12 protein-coding genes are annotated in these 16419 nt (G+C 72.2%); 7 read left to right on the top strand and 5 right to left on the bottom strand.

Annotated elements, in window-relative coordinates; genetic code table 11:
* From M4J07_RS39600 to M4J07_RS39590, 3 genes are all read right to left on the bottom strand, one after another.
* A partial coding sequence (locus M4J07_RS39600) for an FtsX-like permease family protein (RefSeq protein WP_255980524.1) occupies positions 1 to 2458 on the bottom strand: 2458 nt, incomplete at its 3' end.
* Positions 2455 to 3255, bottom strand: a complete 801-nt coding sequence (locus tag M4J07_RS39595; RefSeq protein ID WP_374215170.1) for an ABC transporter ATP-binding protein — start codon at positions 3253 to 3255, stop codon at positions 2455 to 2457. The genes M4J07_RS39600 and M4J07_RS39595, both read right to left, overlap by 4 nt.
* 136 nt (positions 3256 to 3391) lie before the next feature.
* Positions 3392 to 4087, bottom strand: a complete 696-nt coding sequence (locus tag M4J07_RS39590) for a helix-turn-helix domain-containing protein (protein WP_255980520.1) — start codon at positions 4085 to 4087, stop codon at positions 3392 to 3394.
* Between the two features lie 351 nt (positions 4088 to 4438).
* Here M4J07_RS39590 and M4J07_RS39585 point away from each other — a divergent pair, with 351 nt between their 5' ends.
* Both M4J07_RS39585 and M4J07_RS39580 read left to right on the top strand, forming a co-directional pair.
* Positions 4439 to 5902, top strand: a complete 1464-nt coding sequence (locus tag M4J07_RS39585; RefSeq protein WP_374215169.1) for an NCS2 family permease — start codon at positions 4439 to 4441, stop codon at positions 5900 to 5902.
* A 166-nt stretch (positions 5903 to 6068) separates the two neighbouring features.
* The gene (locus M4J07_RS39580) at positions 6069 to 9068 is read left to right on the top strand and encodes a P-loop NTPase fold protein (RefSeq protein ID WP_255980518.1); all 3000 of its coding nucleotides are present in this window, start codon (positions 6069 to 6071) and stop codon (positions 9066 to 9068) included.
* 4 nt (positions 9069 to 9072) lie between these two features.
* Here the strand turns inward: M4J07_RS39580 and M4J07_RS39575 are convergent, their stop codons facing one another.
* Positions 9073 to 10197: a serine hydrolase domain-containing protein gene (locus tag M4J07_RS39575; RefSeq protein WP_255980516.1), complete on the bottom strand. Its 1125-nt coding sequence runs from the start codon at positions 10195 to 10197 to the stop codon at positions 9073 to 9075.
* A 105-nt stretch (positions 10198 to 10302) separates the two neighbouring features.
* Between M4J07_RS39575 and M4J07_RS39570 the strand changes: the two genes are divergently transcribed.
* The 3 genes from M4J07_RS39570 (at position 10303) to M4J07_RS39560 (ending at position 12447) form a co-directional block, all read left to right on the top strand.
* Positions 10303 to 10962 (top strand): TetR/AcrR family transcriptional regulator, encoded by a 660-nt coding sequence (locus M4J07_RS39570; RefSeq protein WP_255980514.1) that lies wholly within the window; start codon positions 10303 to 10305, stop codon positions 10960 to 10962.
* Between the two features lie 164 nt (positions 10963 to 11126).
* Positions 11127 to 11447 (top strand): cyclic-phosphate processing receiver domain-containing protein, encoded by a 321-nt coding sequence (locus M4J07_RS39565; protein WP_255980512.1) that lies wholly within the window; start codon positions 11127 to 11129, stop codon positions 11445 to 11447.
* A gap of 511 nt (positions 11448 to 11958) precedes the next feature.
* Entirely contained in the window at positions 11959 to 12447 is a 489-nt protein-coding gene (locus M4J07_RS39560) for a hypothetical protein (RefSeq protein WP_255980510.1), read from the top strand.
* A gap of 65 nt (positions 12448 to 12512) precedes the next feature.
* Here the strand turns inward: M4J07_RS39560 and M4J07_RS39555 are convergent, their stop codons facing one another.
* A complete protein-coding gene (locus M4J07_RS39555; protein ID WP_255980508.1) occupies positions 12513 to 13934 on the bottom strand; it encodes an esterase/lipase family protein in 1422 nt (473 codons plus the stop codon).
* A gap of 85 nt (positions 13935 to 14019) precedes the next feature.
* On the opposite strand from M4J07_RS39555, the gene M4J07_RS39550 reads away from it, so the two are divergent.
* Both M4J07_RS39550 and M4J07_RS39545 read left to right on the top strand, forming a co-directional pair.
* On the top strand, positions 14020 to 16179 hold the full coding sequence (locus M4J07_RS39550; RefSeq protein WP_255980506.1) for a hypothetical protein: 2160 nt from the start codon (positions 14020 to 14022) through the stop codon (positions 16177 to 16179).
* Positions 16176 to 16419, top strand: a 244-nt coding sequence (locus tag M4J07_RS39545; RefSeq protein WP_255980504.1) for a hypothetical protein, incomplete at its 3' end; no start/stop codon positions are given. The genes M4J07_RS39550 and M4J07_RS39545, both read left to right, overlap by 4 nt.

Here is a 16419-nt window from a genome sequence, read left to right as displayed (position 1 = left end):
CCGCCGCCCCGGCCACCACCGCGACCAGGATCCAGGGGGAGCCGCCGGGCAGCGCGGTGCCCAGCACGCTCATGCTCAGCGGTACCAGCGTCGCCGCCGCCACCAGCAGCCCGAGCAGGATCCCGGCCAGCGCCACCAGTGACGCCTCGACCGTCATCATCTGCAGGACCTGACGGCGGGTGGCTCCGACGAGCCGTTGCAGCATGAACTCCCTGCGCCGCTCGGCCGTGGCGAGCACCTGCGTGTTGACCAGGGCGAGCGTCGCGTAGCCCACGACGACGCCCAGGACCAGGTACGCCATCCACGCCTGCGTGTCGTCCGCGTCGGCCTGCGCCGCCTCCAGGGCCTCCTTGCCCGACACCAGGAGCCCCGGCTGATCCTTCGTCAACTTACCGAGGGAAGCGGTGAGTTGGGAGACGTCGGTACCGGCCGCCGCGCGTACCATGATCTGCGGCACGAGCCCGCCGTCGGTGTGCCCGATCAGGAGTGCCGCCGGGACGAGCGCCGTCTCGTAACCGCGCCGCCCGTCCACCGTGGCGACCAGCCGCAGCCTGACCCGCGTGCCGTCACCGAGCCGCATCGGGACCAGGTCGCCGAGCCGGTGGTCCTTCGCGTACGCGGTGGGCAGCGCCACGGAGTCGCCGGTGAGCGCCGACAGGCTGCCGCTCGCCGCCCGGTACGCCGTGGTGCGGTCCAGGCCCCGCGCCGTGACGCCCTGCACCGACACCTCGGTCGGCTGCGGGCCGGTGTCCTCGCCCTCGCTCGGGCGCAGCGGTTCGTCGGGTTCGAGGTAGCCCGTCGTGGGGATCTGCGCGGCGGCCGCCGCCACCCCGGGCTGCGCGCGGACGGTGTCGACCAGGCCGAGCGGGAGCCCGCCGGAGGCCGATGTCAGCACGACGTCGGCGCGCAGGTTCTCGTCGAACGCCCGCTTCGCGCCGTCCGACTGGGTCGTCTGCATGTAAGTCAGGCCGAGCGCGAGGCCGCCGGCCAGCATCACCGGCATGACCGCGGAGGCGAGCCGGGCGGTGCGCGCCCGTGCGTTGTGCGCGGCCAGTTCGCCGGCCAGCCCCGACACCCGGCCGACCGGGCGCCGCAGCACGGCCACCAGCGCCCGGACGATCACGGGCCCCAGCAGCCCGAACGCCGCCGCCCACACCATCGCCGCCGGAGTCGCCACACCCGCCGCGTCCGGCCCCGCCGAACCGGCCGTCCCCCAGGCGAGCGCCGCGCCCCCGGCCAGACACACCAGCCCGGCGACCAGCCGGAACGCGCTGAACCAGCGGCGCCGCAGCGTCGCCTCCGCCAGCGCCTCGGTCGGCCGGGTGCGGGCCGCCGCCTGCGCCGCGATGTACGCCGAACCGACGGCGGTCAGCAGCGCCGTGCCGATCCCGACGATCACGGGCACGGACCCCGCCCGGTAAGCGATCGACCCCGGTACGACGCCCGCGTCCGCGAACGCCCCCAGCAGCCACCGCCCGAACCGCTGCCCCGGCAGCGCCGCGAGCCCGGTGGCGACCACCGCGAGGAACAGCGTCTCGCCGAGCACGAGCCGGCGCAGCTGCCCCGGAGTCGCGCCCACCGTCCGCAACAGGGCCATCTCGCGCTGCCGTTGCTGAACGCCGAGCCCGAGCGTGCCGGCCACCACGAACACGGTGACCATCGCCGACAGCCCGCCGAACGCGGCGGCCAGCGGGATCAGATCACTGCCGTCGGCCACCACGTCCGGGTCTTCGGCGCGACCGCGGTCGTCCCCGGTCAGCACGGTGACCTGCGCGCCGTCGACGGCCGCGCGGACGGCGTCGGCCACCTGCCGCGGGTCGGCGCCGGAGGCCGGGAACACACCGATGGAGTCGGCCTCGCCGACGCGGTCCGCGGCCCGGGCGGCCTCGGCGTCCGCGAGGAACACGTCGCCTTCGCTGCCCCCGTCGTCGGGCCCGGTGGCCAGGCCCGAGACCCGGTAGGTCTTCGCGGTGCCGTGGGCCAGGAGCCGGACCCGCTCGCCCGGCTTCAGTCCCGTACGCTCCGCGAGCCCCTCGCCGAGCACGATCTGGCCGTCGCCGACCGGTGCGGTGCCGTCGGTGAGCGCGTACGGGGAGAGCCCGGCGGCGGACCAGTTGTGGCCGGTGACCTTGCCGCCGCCGGTCAGGGCCGCCGGGAACGACAGGTCCCGGACGGCCGAGCCCACGCCCGGGAGCTTCGCGATCCGGTCCGCCAACTCGGCGTCCACGCGCAGCCGTTCGGGGAAGACGAGCTCGGCCTGCGTGTACGCGTACCGCTGGTCTCCGGTGACGACGACCGGCGCGGCGGCCAGCCGGTGCGGCGGCGCCGCGTTGTGGATGCCGGTCTCCAGGAGCCCGCCGGAACCGATCACGATGACGGCGCCGAGGAACAGCGCCACGAACGAGGCGATGAAGCCACCCTTGTGGAAGCGCAGCGTGCGCAGCGCGAGCCTGATCATCGGCGCACCCCGAGCCCGGTCGTCGGCCGCGGCGCGAACGGGTCGCCCCAGGTGCCCAGTTCCTGCATCTGCCGCGTGATCTGCTCGACGGTCGGCCGCTCCAGGGCGCCGATCAGCCGGCCGTCGGCGAGGAAGACGACCCGGTCCGCGTACGCGGCGGCCAGCGGGTCGTGCGTGACCATCACGAGGGTCTGCCCCGCCTCGTCCACCGACTGCCGCAGCAGCGTGAGGACTTCGGCGGCGGTCCGGGTGTCCAGGGCGCCCGTCGGTTCGTCGCCGAAGACCACCGCGGGCCGCGTGACCAGGGCCCGGGCGAGGGCGACGCGCTGCTGCTGACCGCCGGAGAGCTCACCGGGACGGCTGCGCCGCCGGCCGGCCAGACCGACCCGCTCCAGCACCTCGTCGACGACGCCCTTCGCGGGGCGGGTGCCGGCCAGCCGCAGCGGCAGCGTCACGTTGTCCACCACGCTCAGCGCGGGCAGCAGGTTGAACGCCTGGAAGACGAACCCGATGCGCTCGCGCCGGAACCTCGTCAGGGCCCGCTCCCGCAGCCCGCCGAGATCCACGCCGTCCAGGTGCACCGTGCCCGACGTCGGCCGGTCGAGGCCCGCCGCGCAGTGCAGAAACGTCGACTTGCCCGACCCGGAGGGGCCCATGACGGCCGTGAAGGTGCCCCGCTCCAGGCCGATGCTGACGTCGTCGAGCGCCGTCACCCGGTTCTTCGCCCCGCCGTACACCCTGCTGACGCGGTCGAGCCGGACGACCGGCCCGGCCTGCTGATCCTGTGTGCCGTGCACCGGCGCCCGCCCTGGTTTCCTCATGGCGACCATGCTGGTCGCGGGAGGCGGTCCGGCGGCAGCGGCGACCGGTGGAACCTGGGGTCCACCGGTCGGTGGACCCGCGCCCCGGCAGCCCCGGCAGCCCGGGAGGCGCTCAGATCCCGGGCAGCCGGCTCCAGAAGTGGTCCAGGACCTGGTCGAGGTAGACCCGTCCCTGCTCGCCCGACGCCGCCGAGCCACCGGCCCGGCTGAGCGTCGCCGCGATCAGGCGCTGGTACTCCTGGTGCATCGTGCGCAGCGGCTCCTCCAGCGTGTGCTTGTCGATGCCGGTGAGCTTGGCGACGGCCCGGATGTGGGCCTGCCAGCGGGTCTCGGCCGCCTCCCGCAGCAGTTCGGCGAGCCGGTCGTCGTGACCGGTGGCGGTGAGCCGGTCGCGGGCGGAGAGCGAGAGCACGGAGGCCAGGGCGGCGGACTGGCGGGCGTCGCCGGTCCACTTGCCGGTCCGCTCGGCCTGGTCGTACGAGGCCGGGTCCATGCCGATCGCGCGGGCCACGTCGGCGGACGCGTACCCGCGGATCAGCCGGAACTCGCGCAGCGAGCGCGGCGTGCCGATCAGCTGGGTCGGCTCGCACCACAACACGGCTGCCAGGGCGGAGAGTTCGGACGGGCTGGGGGAGGCGATCCCGCGCTCCCAGGCCGCGATGGTGTCCGGGGTGATGTGACGCAATCCGTAGGACGCCTGCATGCCGTGCGCGACATGGCCGGGGGCCATACCGAGGGACTCGCGGACGCGGCGCGCGGCGGCGGCATCGAAGGGCGGGGGCGCGTCATAAGAGGGGGGACCAGGCACGGGGCTGGATGATATGTGCCGAACTCCGTTCTGGCTACGGTGCGTTGATCAAGGCACACGTTTCGTCGAAACGTCCGAGTGAGTGATCGGTCCCGAACATCCGGAATGCTCCGCAGCGCCACGCGATCTCCATAACATCCTTGCAACCATTGGCAGTTGAGCTCTTGCTGGGCTGTCGAGCGGAGCGTGCCGCCATAAGATCCACCGCATCCGCATGTGCGTTCGTGCATCGCCTCGCCGACGGCGGAGTCGGCAGATCGTCCAATGCCTGCCCTTCCGCCCGCGAATGTCCGTCCGCTTCCCCACGCGTCCCCGCACCCCCGGCGCGACGCGCACGATCCTGGAGAATTGATGAAGAGCAGCGCGACGGGCGCGGTGCACGACGCCCACCAGCCGCCCGGCACACCCGGCATGGCCCAGGGCCCGGTCGACCGGTACTTCAAGATCAGCGAGCGCGGATCGACGTACGGCCGTGAGATACGAGGTGGACTCGCCACCTTCTTCACGATGGCGTACATCCTCGTGCTCAACCCGATCATCCTCAGCGGCGCCAAGGACATGACCGGCGCCAAGCTCGACCCGGCCCAACTGGTCACCGCCACCGCCCTGGTGGCCGCCGTGATGACCGTCATCATGGGCGTCGGCGGCAACCTGCCGCTGGCCCTGGCCGCCGGCCTCGGCCTCAACGCCGTCGTCGCCTACCAGCTCGCCCCGCTGATGACGTGGGACGACGCGATGGGACTCATCGTCCTGGAAGGCCTCATCATCTGCGCGCTGGTGGTGACGGGCCTGCGCGAAGCGGTCATGCACGCCATCCCGCAGCCGCTCAAACAAGCGATCAGCGTCGGCATCGGCCTGTTCATCGCGTTCATCGGCTTCGTCGACGCCGGGTTCGTCACCCGCATCCCCGACGTCGCGAACACCACCGTGCCCGTCCAGCTCGGCACCGGCAGCCTCACCGGCTGGCCGATGCTGGTCTTCTGCCTCGGCCTCGTGCTGACCGTCGTGCTCCTCGCCCGCAAGGTGAAGGGCGCCATCCTCATCAGCATCGTCACGATGACGGTCGTCGCCGTCGTCCTCAACAAGGCCGCCGACATCAAGACGTGGGGCCTGACCACGCCGTCGCTGCCCGACACCCTCGTCGACACCCCCGACTTCGGACTCCTCGGGAACTTCGACCTGTTCGGCGCCTTCGGACAGGTCAGTGTCGTCACCGTCCTGCTGCTGGTCTTCACCCTCATCCTGTCCGACTTCTTCGACACGATGGGCACGGTCGTCGGCGTCACCGCGGAGGCGGGCCTGCTCGACGAGGACGGCCAGGTTCCCCAGCTGGGCCGGGTGCTCCTCATCGACGGCGCGGCCGCGGTCGCGGGCGGCGCGGCGTCGGCCTCCTCGGCGACCACCTACATCGAGTCGGCGGCGGGCGTCGGCGAAGGCGCCCGCACCGGCTTCGCCAACCTCTTCACCGGCGGCCTCTTCGCGCTCGCCCTCTTCATGGCCCCGCTGCTGACCATCGTCCCGCTGCAGGCCGCCGCCCCCGCCCTCGTCGCGGTCGGCTTCCTGATGATGACGCAGGTCAAGCACATCGACTGGGACCGCTACGACATCGCGATCCCGGCGTTCCTGACCATCGCCGTCATGCCGTTCACGTACTCCATCACCAACGGCATCGGCGCCGGCTTCCTCGCCTACGTCATCATCAAGACGGCGCTGGGCCGGGCCCGCGAGGTGCACTGGCTGCTGTGGGGCGTGTCGGTGCTCTTCCTCGTCTACTTCGGCATCGACCCGGTCGAGCAGCTGCTCGGCGTGAAGTGACGCGCACTGACGTGACCTGACGCGCACTGACCGGTGCCCGGGCGTCCTCCGCATGAGCTGCGGAGGGCGCCCGGGGCGCGTTTTCCCGGAGAACTCTCCTGTCCCGAACGGCCTTCCGCTCCAATGGAGTTCGGAGCATCGGGGGCAACGCGAGGGGAGGGCCGCCATGACCGAGGCCGAGGGGGCTGCGGATTCGCTGGGGCTGAGGTCGTCCGGGGAGCGAGACGTCTACGTGGACGTCCTGGAGAAGGCCCTCGACGGACCCGAGGCACGGTCGCGCATCGGCGTGCGGCCCACCGTCACCAGAGCGGCCGTCCACCACGTCATGACCACCGATCCCGAGCGGATCGCACGGGCGCTGCGACAGCGCCGCCGCTTCCTGACCGCCGCCCGCCGCACGGAGGCCGTCGCGCTGCGACTGCACCGCTCGGTCGTGCGCGCCAGACGCTGGCTGCGCCGCGAGCGGCGGGAGCGCAGCCGCGGCCAACTGCCCGCACCCTGGTGGCGGGTCGGCACCCGCCGGCTGCGCGGGCTGGTCGTGTGCGCCGTGTTCCTGACCCTCTTCGTCCTTGGCCACAGCCTCACGGGACTGTTCCTGCTCCTCAGCGTGGTGCTCCTCGGCGCGATCGGCCTGTGGCGGACGGACCCGGGGGTCAGGGAGCGGCTCGGGGACCCGGCACGTCCGGTCATCCTCGGCGTGGGCACGGCCGTCGTGGCCGGCCTCGCCGTGGGGCAGCTGCCGAGCTGGGCCGGCATCGGCTTCCTGGCGGGCACCGTCGCCCTCGGCGTCACGGTGGCACGGCATCCGGCGTCCCGCGAAGGGCTGGTGCTGGTGCGCGACGCGGCCGGGTGCCTCGTGGCCCAGACTCCGGTCCTGCTGCTGCGGGACGCCCAACTCGAAGGCTGGAAACGCGAGTTCGGGCAGGCGGATCTCACGCCGGACGTCCACAACGCGATCTCGGAGCTGCTCGGCGCCGACCCGGACGCGGTGTGGATCCCGCTGGATCCGGCCGGCCTGAGCCAGGGCCACGCCGCCGAACTCGTCGTCCCGGTCGACTCCATGAAGCGTCTGGAGGCGAAACTCGACCAGTTGCAGGGCGGCACGGTCGCCGTCAGCGGGCCCCGGGGCGCCGGCAAGTCGACCCTGCTGAGCAGCATCGCCCGCACCGACGACTTCTCGGTCCTGGTCCAGGCGCCGGCGGGTTACGTGGCGCACGACTTCCTGCTGCTGCTGTTCACCACCGTCTGCGAGCGGTACATCGTCTGGCGCGGCCACGAGACACCGCGCTACGACGACCTGTCCAGGTTCCGCCGGGCGCTGCGCACCGCCACCGGCACGTCCCGCCGCCTGCTGGGACGTACGGTGACGCTGTTCCTCGCGGCAGTGCTGGCGGTCTTCGGGGTGGCGCCCGGTGTGCGGGCTCTGCAGAACTGGAACGAGGGCGTTCTCGTCCACCGGGCCGAGGAGGCGGCGGGCGTGGCCCGGGAGGCGGTGGAGAACTCCTGGGCCGGAGGCCGGCCGACCGCCGCGCTTCTGACACTCCTCGCCGCCTTCCTGCTGTTCCGGCTCAGCAGGGTGCCCTGGCTCGGACCCGGGATCCGGGTGCTGTGGAACGCCCTCTGCGTTGTCACCGGCAGCGCCCTCATGCTGTGGAGCGTCTACGACCTCCTGACCGACACCGGCATCGCCCGGCACTGGTCGGACTTCCTGGCCAGCGGCCCCAAGGACGAGCAGGGCCGGCCGGGCGGCGACCCGCTGGCCGCACTGGTGGTGAGCCTCATCCCCCTCCTGGTGTCCGCGCACTGGTACGGGAAGTGCAAGGCCGTCACGCCCGACGGCTGGCGCGGCTCGAAAGGCTGGACCGCCGTCCTGATCACCGTCGTCACGGGGATCCCGGGCATCGTCGTACCTCTGGTGCTCCTGTGGAACAACGAGCACACCCGCGCCATTCTTCTCGACGCCGAGAATCTGCCCCGGTCGGCCCTCTTCGCCCTGGGCTGGGTCCTCATCAGGCTTCGGGTCCGGCTCCGCCCGCCGGCCCGGGTGCCGGACCTGGTGCAGGAGTGCCGGACCCAGCTCATGCGCCTGCAGACGGTGCAGACGATGACCACGACCCTGTCGGGAACCGTCGCCCCCATCGTCTCCCTCGGCAGTTCGCACGCCGCCGCGGTCACCTCCGTACCACCCCGCTTCCCGGAACTGGTCGAGGACTTCAGGGACCTTCTCGCGCGCATCGCTCTGGACGCCGACGAGAAGGAGAAGCGTGTCGTGATAGCGGTCGACGAGCTCGACCGTCTCGGCACCGACACGCGAGCGCTCGAGTTCCTGGGCGAGATCAAGGCGGTACTCGGCATCCCGCACGTCCACTTCCTGCTGTCCGTCGCCGAGGACGTCGGCGCCGCCTTCATTCGCCGCGGCCTTCCGCACCGCGATGCCACCGACAGCTCGCTCGACGACGTCCTCCACGTGCAGCCCTGCACGCTGGAGGCGTCGAAGGCGATACTCGCCCGGCGCGCCGACGGGATCCCCGAGCCGTACGTCCTGCTCGCCCACGCGCTGTCCGGCGGCATCCCCCGTGATCTGATCCGCTACGCACGCCGCATCGTGGAGATGCAGCAGCACACCAAGTCACACGAACTGGCGACCGTCTGCCGACGCCTCGTGGTCGAGGAACTCGCCGACACCCTCGCCGGGTTCCGCATCCTGCTCGGAAAGCAGGAGTGGTCCGCGCAGAGCAGCGAGGTGCTCACTCGCTTCCGCGGTCTGACCACCTTGCTGCGGTCCGTGGCCGCCGCGGCAGACACACGTGACGGAGGGCTCACCGACGCCCTGCAGACCTTCGCCTGCCACCCGCTGCCGCCCGCGCCGGGTGTCCCGGAGGACGCCGTCCGCCTGGTGGACGAAGCCACCGCGTACGCCTACCTGGCCCTGACCTTCCTCGACGTGTTCACCGGTCCGGCCTTTGGCGAGCGCCGCCGTGCGGCCGCCGCGTCCGGCCCCGACGGGGACCCGCACCTGCTGGCCGAGGCCCGGCAGGAACTCGCCGTCTCCCCGCACAGCGCCCGTACGCTCCTGGACGGGGTCCGCCGCGCCTGGAGTCTGCCGGTCCCACTGAGCGAGCCGTTGCGGGTGGTCGTCCCGGCACCCGGCGCACCGACGGCCTGAACGCTCAGCCGTACATCGCGACCTCGTACAGCGATGCGAGCGCGGCGTCGATGGGATGGGCCTGAGGCCTGCCCTCGGAGTCGAGAAGGTTCCACCGCTGGAGGTTGATCGCGACGGCCAACTGCCGCTGCCCGTCGGCGCGGATCATGGCCAGCGTGCCGGCACCCCAGACCGTGCCGCCGTGCCCCCAGAAGGTGGGCCGGCCGGGCGCCTCCATCGGGTACAGACCGAGCCCGTAGTCGATGACCCGGCCCTCCTGGGAGACCACCTTGACGGTGCTCTGCATCTGCGCCAGCGACGCGGGACCGACGATCTCTCCGGCCAGCAGCAGCCCGAAGAAGCGATTCAGGTCGGCGACGGTCGATATCAGCGAACCCGCAGGTCCGACGAAGGACATGTCGAACTCGCTGTAGTCGCGCGGTGGTTCGTGCTTCCCGAACCACGACTCGTAGATCCGCGCGTGCGGTCCCTCGATGCGCGGACCGCTCGGGAAGACGGTGTCGCGCAGCCCGGCCCGCTCGATGACGTCCCGGGTGATGTACTCCTCGGCCGGCATCCCGGTCACCTCGGCCAGGAGCTCGGAGAGCAGCAGGTAGTTGGTGTTGGAGTAGAGCCCGGGAGTGCTCCCCGGGGCACCGGAGGGCGGTGCCTCGACCCCCAGCCTGATCAGTTCCGTGCGCTCGAACCGGGTGAACCGGTGGTCCTCCAGGCTCTGCGGGCCGGTCCGCGCGAAGTCGAACTCGGCGAACCCCTCCAGTGAGGGGTAGACGTACGGCAGGTACTCGGCGAGGCCGCTGGTGTGGTTGACCAGCATCCTGACGGTGATCGCGTCGCCGCGTGGACCGGGCACCAGCTTCGGCAGGTACCTGCCGACCGGCGCGTCGAGGTCGATCGTGCCGGCCTCGACCTGCCGCAGCACCGCGGCGACGGTGAACGGCTTGGTGACACTGCCCACGCGGTGCCGCATGCGCGCGGTGACGGGACGGTCGGTCCCGGTCTCGGCGACGCCGGCCGCGCCGCTCCAGACCTGGTCACCGGCGCGCACCTCGGCGAACACGCCCGGAACTCCGGCGCGATGGACGTGCTTGAGGGCGGCGTCCAGTTGTGCGGGATTCAGCTCGTCGCTCACGACAGGTGTCCTCTCGTAGGTTTCCTCATTATGCACGCAGTGCGTGCAACAGCAAGTGCAATGGTGGGCGCATAGACTAAGGTGAAGGCCGGTGAGAGGAGCGAAATGGCAGGTCGCAGACGCTGGACGACCGAGGAGATCCTGGACGCGGCCGCGGAGCTGCTGCGCACGAGCGACGCGGAGTCGTTCAGCGTGCGCAAACTCGCCGCGACGCTCGGCACGGACTCCTCCAGCCTCTACCGGCACTTCCGCAGCAAGACGGAGCTGCTGCGGGCGGTCGCGGACCGCGTCCTGGTGACGGCCATGGACGGCTACCGCCCCGAGGGCGAGTGGAAGCAGCGACTGACCACCCTCGCCCTACGGGTGCGCGCGGCGTTCGGCGAGCAGCCCCAACTCGCGCATGCCTGGGGCCGGTACGCGTCGGGCGGCGCCGGCTCCCGCCTCATCATGGAAGAAGTGCTGCAGGCCCTGCGGGAGTCGGGCCTGCCCGACGAGGAGATCCCGCGCCGCTACCACCGGCTCGTGGTCCTGATCGTCTCGCTGATCGCCTCAGAGGCCGGGGTGGGCATCATGACGCCGGAGGAGTACGAGCAGGGCACGGAACTCTTCCGCGTCGCAGTCCTGGGCGCCGACCCCGACCGCTTCCCGGCCCTGTCCCACTTCGCCCGCGACGTCCGCCCGCTCGGGGAGGACCGCTCCGCGGCGTTCGAGGAGATCCTGGCCGGCCACCTCGACGGGATCGAGGCCGCGATCGGGGTGGGGTGAGTGGGGCAGCGCCGACTTCTGTCGTTGCGGAGGAGCGGTCGGAGCATCGCACCAGACTCCGGGGCATGCCCTTGCCCGCCGATTGAGCCGGCGGGGCGGGCCGGTTGCGCTCCTCGGCGTTGCGAAACCTGCCGCGATAATGGGCAGATGAATGAAGAGTCGCGGTGCTGACGCCCGTCATCCTCGGCATAGACGATCTCCGTCCGCTGCCCTGGACCACACAGATCGCGCGCAGTAGCGGCGAAGGCATCGAGCTCCTGCAACAGCACCGCGACAGTTTCATCGACGAACTCTGGCTGGACCACGACCTCGGCGGCGACGACAGCATCTTGCCTGTGGTGACCCTCATGGAAGAAGCCGCTTTCAACGGGCGGCCCTTCCGAATCGGCACAGTCTTCGTGCACAGCGCCAACCCCATCGGCTCCGAGACTGTCGTCAGGTCGCTCACGCGCTGGGGCTACTCGGTCCGGCGGACGACGGTCTAAAAGACCCGGTAGTCGGTCGTCGGGGATCGACGCTGACCGCCTCTGATGGTGGCTGTTGGTGTCGGCCGGTGATGTCAGACGTCAGTGGTCGGTTTGACGTTCCCACCACCAGGAGAGGTGCTCCCGCGTGAGCTTCCGCCCGCGAACCCAAGCAGGTAGGCAAGCACCATGAGCCCCAGGACCGCTGCCTCCTGAGCGAACCGGTGCCCGTCGAGCAACGGCCACACGGTGACCCTGCCGGAGATAAAGATCATCACCGTGATCCACAGGCCGTACAGCCTGCGTCTACCCGGCTTCTCAGTCATCGCTGCCCCCCTGTCACGGCGGCTTGGCTCGAGTGGTTGATGTTCGATCTGAACGGTCCTGTAGAGGCCGAGTATCCGTAGCTTGGGAAGCTCGGTTGATCCTGCTGTGATTCTCCGCCTGATCGGGCGCGGGAGGGCACGGGGAGGGCACGGGAGGGCACGGATATTCCGGGCATGAGCAGGTGGACCGGTCGCATACTGGCGTCATGCTCCCGCCCTTGCGATTCCGAGACGCTCGGCACACGAAGTACCACTTCATCGACCACGTGCTCGTGCGCTGTCCGAAGTGCGCCGGGATCGCACACGTTGCCCCGGCGGTGCCTGTGACCGATGGCTCGGTGCCCTCGGTGTTCGCGCGCCGCCGTCTCGTCTGTCGGGCGTGCGGCCTGACTCGGGATGCTGCCGGGAGCGGGTATCGCCTCTTCCGGGGGAGTGGTGAGGCCACAGACCCCTACTTCGGGCTGCCGTTGTGGTTGCAGGCGGAGACACGGCACGGCTGGTTGTGGGCCTACAACCCGGAGCACCTGGAGCTGCTCCGGCAGTTCGTACAGGCGCCGTTGCGTGAAAGAGCCCCGCGGGATGCGCCGGTCACGAAGATGACAGTCGTCGCGCGGCTACCCACCTGGATCAAGAGCGCAAAGAACAGAGGTGAGGTCCTGCGTGCCATCGACCGGATCCGGTCGACGCTCGCCTGACCACCTCAAACACACACGCGTCATGGCAAGGCAGCCCGCACGACCGAGCCGTTCCCCACAACCCCCTACCCGTCCGCCTCCTCCACCGCCACCCCCGGCTCACCCACCAGCACCAACTGGCTCACCGTGTACCGGTCGTACGTATGCAGCTCGACCCGGTACAGACCCGGCGTCGCCGCCGTCACCTCGGCCGTCGGGCGGCCGTCGCGCATGCCGAGGCGGACCGGCCGCTCCGTGCCCGTCGCCGTGTCGGTCAGTGTGCAGGTCAGGCCCTGGAGCGAGTCGACGTGTTCGGCGGTGATCTGCCAGGGGACGCCCGCCTCCGCGAGGTCGGGGACGTCGAGGCCGCAGCCGGGTTCGCCCAGGGGGATGCCGAGCGGCAGGTCCTCCAGGAGGATGTCGGCGACCGCGTCCAGGGCGCTGTCGGCGCGCGCCAGGTCGCCGTGCTGGACGGGCACCGTCGAGACGTGGCCCGACAGGGCGGCCGCGTCGCGGTACACCGTGCCGTCGCCGTGCGTGGCGAAGTGGCGTACCCGGCCCGCGGCGTCCCTGATGAGGGTGCCGTCACTGTTGGGGCGGGGCCCCGCGCCGTACGGCGTGACCTGACCGTCCGTCAGCGACAGGCTCTGCCACGTCGGCTGGCGGGCGCCGACGACCGTGCGGTGGTCCGGCAGCCGCACGTGCCGCTGGCTCTCGTGGAAGGCGAGCGAGTCACGGGCCAGGTCCGGGTGGCCGCCCAGCGCGGTGATGTCGCCGGGGGAGAGGCGCCGTACGTCGTCGGCGTCGCGCAGACAGCGGTACAGCGGCAGCAGGTCGTGCAGGCCCGGCATCGTCGCGCACAGCGCCCGCAGCTTGGCGTGCGGGAGTGGGACCGGCGCGCCACGGCCGCTGTTGAGGATGACGGTGGCCTTCACCGAACCGTGGAAGGGCGTGCCCAGGGTGACGACGGTACGGGTGTCGGCGGCGAGGTCGTCGGAGTGCGTGCCGTCCAGGGCGCTGCGCGTGACGAGACCGCCCATGGAGTGGGCGATGAAGACGAGGCGGGCGGGCCGCTGGTCGGCGCGGTGGGCGAGCGCCGCACGATGGGCGGGGTGTTCGCGCCAGGCGGTGAGGTGCGCGCGGGCCCGCTCGGCGAGCAGCTTGCCGTTCGTGGCGACCGGCAGCCGCCAGTCGTAGGGGAACGGCAGGATCGCCGCCGGGTCGGCGACGTGCTCCAGCACGGTGTCGACGAGATCGGTGTACGGCTCCTGGCCCCGCAGGTACGGCGTCCAGGTGCCGTGCCGCAGCAACTGGGTCGCGGTCACCCGCCCCGTCTTCCCGGCCAGTTCGTCATCGGTCAGCCGGAGGTCGGCAAGACCGTCGCGCCGGGTCCACGCCCGCAGCAGCCAGCCGGCCCCGGACAGACCCCACAGGACGTCGCCGGTCGCCGTGTCGCGCAGCTCGCTGCCCATGATGCCGGGAACGATGACGACCGCGTCCTGCGTCACATGCAGTGGTAACTCGCCCTCTCCGGAGGCGGAGCGGGAGGTGGAAGCCTGTCGCTGGGAGCTCATGAACGGGACAATAGGCAAGATGCGCGAGCAACGGGGGCCGGTTGTGGCGGTTGCCGCCGAACCGGACGCACTGGAATGGCCGCACGGACCGCTGTCGACGGGACCGCGCGGGCTGCTCGTCGGCCTGATCGTCCCGGACGGCGACCCGGCGTTCGACGAGGCCCTCCGGCAGCAGCTCGCCGCACTGGAACTGTGGTGGCCCCGCGCCGGCGGCGAGTTCGGCTGGCGGATGTCGCAGAACCCGGACGGCACCCCGCTGTCGACGCGGCACGAGGTCGAGACGTACCTGGAGGCCAGCGGCGTGCGCGAGGCCGAGGCCGGGACACCCCTGGTGCTGTTCGTCAGCGCCCACGGCATGACCGCCAAGTCCGCCCGCCACTACCTGCGCCTGCCGACCACCTCCGACGACCGGCTCCTCGCCACCGCCGTACCGACCTCCGGCCTCGCCTACGCGGCCCTCGACTCGCACGCCCACGACGTCCTGGTCATCCTCAACATGTGCGAATCGGCGGCCGTGCAGAGCGAACTCGTCACCCTCCAGGACGACCTGGACCCCGCCCGCAAGGACGAGGCCCGCCTCAACGTCCTGGCCACCACCGAGCGCGGCCGCCAGGTCCTCGGCCTGGAGCTGGCCCGGGTGCTGTCCCGCGCCCATCTGCTGGCCACCACCAGCGAGCAGATCGCCCACCCGCACCTGACGATGAGCGAGTTCACCCAGCTGCTCAACCGTGCCGCCCGGCTCCTGGAGGACGAGCGTCCCGTACGCCGCCGCGGCGCCCGCCGGGCCACCGCCCGCGTCAACATCCCGCAGCCGCTGCTCACCCAGTGGCAGCACGAGCGCTCCCGCGCCCTGCCCAACCCCGGCTACGAACCCGCGCCGCGGGTCGCCCTGGCCGAGGTCAGCGACGTCGCCGCGACCTTCGACGAGCTGGAGTACTGGCTGGAGAAGGCGAGCGGCCGCCTCGACAAGGCCGACGGCGGCTGGTACTTCTCCGGCCGCACCCAACTCAACCGGCTGCTGGTCGAGTTCATCCAGCGCCCCCGCGGCGCCATGATCGTCACCGGCGGCGCGGGCACCGGGAAGTCGGCCCTGCTGGGCCGCATGGTGACCCTCAGCGACCCCGTCTTCCGCGGCGAGGAACGCTACAAGACCGCCCTCGACAGCCCGCCCGACACGATCCCGCCGCCGCACGCGGTCAGCGCGGCGGTCTCGGCCCGCAACCACACCGCCGTGTCCGCGCTGCGCAGGATCGGCCGCGCACTGGGCTGCCGCCCGGCCGACGACGGCGACGAACTCGGCGACTGGCAGGCCGCGTTGGAGGAGTTCCTGGCCCGCCCCGGGCCACCCGTCACCGTCGTCGTGGACAGCCTCGACGAGGCGTACGACCCGACGCACTTCATCACCACGGCGCTCGCCCCGTTCGTCTCCGCGACCCGGCCCGAGGCCCGCGCGACGGGCGGCGTGCCCGCGCCCGCCGTGCGGGGGCCCGCCGCCCGGCGGCGCCGGGTGCGCCTCCTCCTCGGCGTGCGCAGCGCCCGCCCCACCGCCCACGACGGCGCGCCCCGGCCGGCCGCCGCCGACCTGCTCGCCGAACTCGCCGACCGCTTCCCGCACGCCCGCACGGTGCGCTGCGACACCGCGCCCGACCAGGACATCCGCGCCTACGTCAACGTCCTCCTCCGCGACCAGGAAAGCTGGAACGCGGCGGCCGTGTCCCGGGCCGCGCTGGCGGTCGGCGCCCGCGCCGACGGCTCGTTCCTGCACGCCCGCCTCGCGGTCGAGCAACTGCGCGCCGAGGGCCCGCGGCTGCTGACCGACCCGGACTGGCTGGACCGCGTCGCCGACGGCATCACCGGTCTGCTCAGGACCGACATCGAGCTCGCCGTTGCCGCGGGCAGCGGCCTGACCGCGGTCGAGGCCGTCGGCCTGCTGCGGGCGAGCGCGTTCGCGCTGGGGCGCGGGGTCGCATGGGGGGACGTGTGGCCCGCGCTGACGCACGCCGTGCTCCAAGCGCCCCTGCGTGACCCCGACGAGAAGATCCGCCAACTGCTGAAGAGCCGCCTGGCCGGGTATCTCACCACTGACCACGAGGACGACCGCGTGGTCTACCGACCCGCCCACGAACAGCTGGCCCAGATCCTCCGCCACTGGCCGGCAGCCTGGAAGTGCACTCCGTGACGGACCATCACCCCACCTCGCACGACGCCACGTCGTGCGCGGCCGACGCCTGCGCGCCGGTGGCGCCCCGTGCGCCGCTGCCGTGCGCCCGCCGTCGGTGGTGCGCCGCGGGCGACTGCGGCGTTGCGGCCACGCGTGGCCCGGTCCGGCCGCCCCCGCCGTGTCTCCGCCACCGGCCCGCCCGTCGTGGCGGACTCGTCGTGGCCGGTCCCTACGACACCCAAGTCCCGGACAGCACCC

The organism is Streptomyces longispororuber, from assembly GCF_024448165.1.
Lineage (GTDB): Bacteria > Actinomycetota > Actinomycetes > Streptomycetales > Streptomycetaceae > Streptomyces > Streptomyces longispororuber_A.
Note: the sequence above shows the minus strand (reverse complement) of the source record. Positions and strands in the feature narration are given on the sequence as shown.